The 4,166-nt window shown below is 68.6% G+C and carries 3 protein-coding genes and 1 pseudogene; 2 read left to right on the forward strand and 2 right to left on the reverse strand.

Translation table 11 applies throughout. The annotated features are described in order from the left end of the window. Positions 1-204: 204 nt before the first annotated feature. Positions 205-642, reverse strand: coding sequence for an Lrp/AsnC family transcriptional regulator (locus tag ACWFR4_RS47850; protein WP_453658159.1), 438 nt, complete (start codon positions 640-642; stop codon positions 205-207). A gap of 155 nt (positions 643-797) precedes the next feature. Here ACWFR4_RS47850 and ACWFR4_RS47855 point away from each other — a divergent pair, with 155 nt between their 5' ends. Both ACWFR4_RS47855 and ACWFR4_RS47860 read left to right on the forward strand, forming a co-directional pair. Then, entirely contained in the window at positions 798-1,982 is a 1,185-nt protein-coding gene (locus ACWFR4_RS47855; protein ID WP_453658161.1) for a trans-sulfuration enzyme family protein, read from the forward strand. 85 nt (positions 1,983-2,067) lie between these two features. Beyond that, positions 2,068-3,360 carry an amidohydrolase family protein gene (locus ACWFR4_RS47860; protein ID WP_453658163.1) on the forward strand — a complete coding sequence of 431 codons (1,293 nt, stop codon included), beginning with the start codon at positions 2,068-2,070 and terminating at the stop codon, positions 3,358-3,360. 383 nt (positions 3,361-3,743) lie between these two features. Here ACWFR4_RS47860 and ACWFR4_RS47865 read toward each other — a convergent pair. Continuing rightward, positions 3,744-4,166: pseudogene (locus ACWFR4_RS47865) on the reverse strand (alpha/beta hydrolase); the annotation flags it as partial.

A 4,166-nucleotide genomic window follows, 5' to 3' on the forward strand; every position in this document is an offset into this window, starting at 1 on the left:
TCCGACGCGATGAGTTCGAGAGTGTCGCGCTGGCGACCAAGCTCACGGCCGATGGCACCGGAGACCTCCGGGTCAACGTCGACGAGGGACGCGTCGAAGGAGGGTGGAGCCGTCACGACGAGCTGTCCGGGCCGGATTTTCGGGGTATCTGTCACATGGCAAGGGCCTTGCGACGCCACGCACTGCACGGGCAGGTCGGTCGCGTCAGAGACTGTCGAGCGTCTTCATGATGACGAAGCTGTTGACCGTGCCTACCCCCGGCAGGGCAGCGAGTTGGTTGGCGTGGAATTCCTCGTAGGCCGGCAAATCGGCCACCTCGACCTGAAGCAGGTAGTCGAAGTTGCCGGTGATGTGGTGGCAGGCGATCACCTCGGGCAGTTCCATGACCTCGCGCTCGAAGGCGACCACGTCCGGGCGGGTGTGACGCATCAGCCTCACTCCGGCGAACACGCGCAGGGCCCGGCCGATCGCCGCCGGGTCGATCACAGCCCGGTAGCCGCGGATGACCCCGGACTCCTCGAGCTGCCGTACGCGCCGCAGGCAGGGAGACGGTGACAGTCCCACCTGGGCTGCGAGCTCGTTGTTGCTGATGCGGCCATGCCGCTCAAGTATGGCCAGGATCGACCGGTCCACTTCATCCATAGAGACAGAATATTGCGGAGATGGCCCACCTAACACAAACCAGCGCCACGAAGTTGCGCAATATGCTGCCAAGATTGCGTGCGAACGGGCCATGCGGGGATCGCGGCCAGTCATGCTGGATACAGACATAACGTCGAATTCCGGAAGGGCCAGCCATGCCGGGCAAGAACACCGTCACCGTTCACACCGACCGCGAGACCCACCCCAGCCGCGCCGTGGCGCCGCCCATCTACCAGACGGCTGCCTTCTCGGCCCAGGACGCTCACACGTTCGCTGCGGGCGCTGTCAAGCCACGCGGCCAGGACTTCTACACCCGCTTCGGCAACCCCAACCACGCCCAGGTCGCCGCTGTCGTCGCGGAGCTGGAGGGCACCGAGGCGGCGATGGTCACCGCGTCCGGGATGGCCGCGATCACCACGGCCGTGCTCGCCCTGGTGTCCGCCGGCGACCACGTCATCGGACAGAAGTCCACCTACGGGGGCACCGCCTCGGTGCTGCTGAACCTCCTGCCTCGCCTGGGCGTGTCGAGCACACTGGTCGACCAGCGAGACCCCGAGGCGTTCGAGAAGGCCCTCACCCCCAAGACTCGCCTGATTCTGGTGGAGACCCCGAGCAATCCGCTGCTGCACATCACCGACCTGCGCGCCGTCGCCGACCTGGCCCGCGCCCACGACGTGTTGACCCTGGCGGACAACACCTTCGCCACCCCCTTGAACCAGCGGCCCACAGACTTCGGCATCGACATCGTCTGGCACAGCGCGACCAAGTACCTCAACGGCCACTCCGACGTCTCCGCGGGAGTGCTGGCCGGCCCGGCGAAGATCCTGGACCGCATCTGGGACACCAGCCTTCTCACCGGCGCCACGCTCGGCCCGATCGACGCCTGGCTGCTGCTGCGCGGCATACGCACCCTCCCCCTGCGCGTACCGCGCCACAACGCCAACGGCCTTGCCCTGGCTGAAGCCCTGAGTCAGCACCCGGCCGTCAGCAAAGTGCACTACCCCGGTCTGGCCAGCCACCCCCAGCACAAGCTGGCCGACGACCAGATGGACGGATTCGGCGGAGTCCTCAGTGTCGAGTTCGCCGGCGGGTACGAGACGGCGGACGCCTTCCTCGGCCAGCTGCGCTACCCACGCCGCTCGGCCAGCCTAGGCGGAGTGGAATCCCTCGCCGTGCACCCGGCTTCCATGTGGGCCGGAATGCTCAGCGAAGAGCAGCTCACCGAAGCCGTTCCGCCGGGCCTGGTCCGCCTGGCAGCAGGAACAGAGGACACCGACGACCTGGTCACCGATGCGCTCGCCGCCGCCGACGCCGTCCTCACACAGTCCACAACGGTCTGACCCTCTGGGGTTGCAGCTCCCCCAAGGCAGCCCAACTCCCTCACGACGAAGCTCTCGTGAACCACCCCTACTGCAAGGAGCCCCCGTGAAGAAGATTCTGCTGTCCGGCGGCAGCGTGGTCAGCATGGACCCGGCCGTCGGCGACTACGACCGCGGTGACGTTCTCATCGAGGACGACGTGATCACCGAGGTGGCCGGGCACATCGACGCTCCGGACGCCGAAGTGATCGACGCACGCGATCGGATCGTGATGCCCGGCTTCATCGACAACCACCGCCACAACTGGCAGACCGCCTTCCGCGGTATCGGCGCGGACTGGACCTTCGGACAGTGGGCCACGGCCATGCACGGCACCGTCAAGGCCCACTACACGCCCGAGGACGTCTACGTAGCCACCCTCCTGGGCCGCCTGGAGGCCCTGCACTCCGGCATCACCACCATGCTGGACTGGTACCACGTCGCCCAGGGCCACGAGCACGAGGACGCCGCCATCGCCGCGCTGCGCGAGGCGCCCGCGCGGTCAATCTTTTGCCTCGGCGCCGGATGGGCCACGCCCCGCCCTGTCGACGACGACATCCGCCGTGTCCGCGCCGAACTGAACGGAACCGGACTGGTCACCATGGCCTTCGGCCTGCGCGGCGCCGACGACACCGGCATGGACACCCTCGCCCGCGAGGTGCAGCTCGCCGACGAACTCGGCCTGCGCACCAGCCTGCACACCGGATCCGACGGCACCCAGCGCCCCATCGCGGACATGCACAAGCACGGCCTGCTGCGCGACACCACCACCTTCGTCCACGGCAACGGCCTCAGCGACGAGGAACTGCGGATGCTCGCCGACGCCGGCAGCTCCCTCTCCGCCAGCCCCGACGTCGAACTCAAGATGGGCTTCGGCGCCCCGATGACGGGCCGGGCCGTGGCCGCCGGACTACGCCCCACCCTGTCCATCGACGTCGTCCCCTCCGTCGCCGGCGACATGTTCGCCGCGATGCGCGCCGCCTTCGCGGCCCAACGCGGCCTGGACGGCGGCCTGCGCGCCCGCGACCTCGTCGAATTCGCCACCATCGACGCCGCAACCTCCTGCGGACTCGAAACCCGTACCGGCAGCATTACCCCCGGCAAGGAAGCCGACATCATCCTGCTGCGCACCGACGACGTGACTATCTTCCCAGTCACCGACCCGGCCGGCTCCCTCGTCAGCGCCGGACACCCCGGAATCGTCGACACCGTCCTGGTCGCCGGCCGCGTGGTCAAGCGCGACGGCGCCCTGGTCGGCATGGACCTCCCCGCCCTGCGCACCCGCCTACTCGCATCACGCGACCGGATCGCCGCAGCCGCCGGTGTCCCCCTCGACGGCACCTGGGCGCCCCAGCCGTAACCGAACCCGGCTCACAGCCGCACATACGTGAGGCGAGAACGCGCGGCCCGGCGTGCCGAGACTGGCCGCGGTAGAACGCAGACTGTGACACGGCGACAGCTCACCGATGACCATGGGGAGCTCATCGAGTTGTACCTGCCGATCGGCGAGTACGGCCCCTACCCGGTCCGGCTGCGCGACCAATTCGAGGTAGTGATCTGGCGCTTCCCGTCTGGTGGCCAGTGGCGGGAGATGCTCACTGCCTCTGCCGAAGACAAAGTGATCACGACCTCACAGAGGCACTATGGCGCTTCTTTCGCGAAGCGGGCGGCTTCGTGGCCCGGGTCCGCTGTCCGACGGCGGCGGGCCTTCTCCGGCTCGCTGCCGCAGTCACGGTCCGGACGCTACCGAAGGGTGGATTCAAGCAGCAGTTCGCTCAGGCCCGCCGGCATGGTGATCATGCAGTCGTGCCCGGTCGGCAGTTCCCGTATCCGTGCCGGGGAGCCGTTGGGCTGTGCTGCGGGGACGGGCCGCCGCACGATGCCTTCCGGCTCTGCGCCGACGCAGTGGATGTGCGTGCGCGGAACCGAGTCCACGGCAGGGTTGTCCAACCGGACCGGTTGGCGCAGGCAGCGCACTGGCTGGTCGGAGAGCGTCGCACGCAGCCATGCGACGTCCGCCGGTTCGGTGACCCCGAACAGACCGAGGGGCGGAGGCATCTCGGGCAGCGGCGGGATGCGCCAGCCGGTGTCGGACTGGGCGGCCAGGTCGATCAGGTTCTGGGTCATGGGCTGCACGTCGACGGCAGTCTCGCCATGCTCCGGGAC

The organism is Streptomyces sp. NPDC055140 (assembly GCF_053607285.1).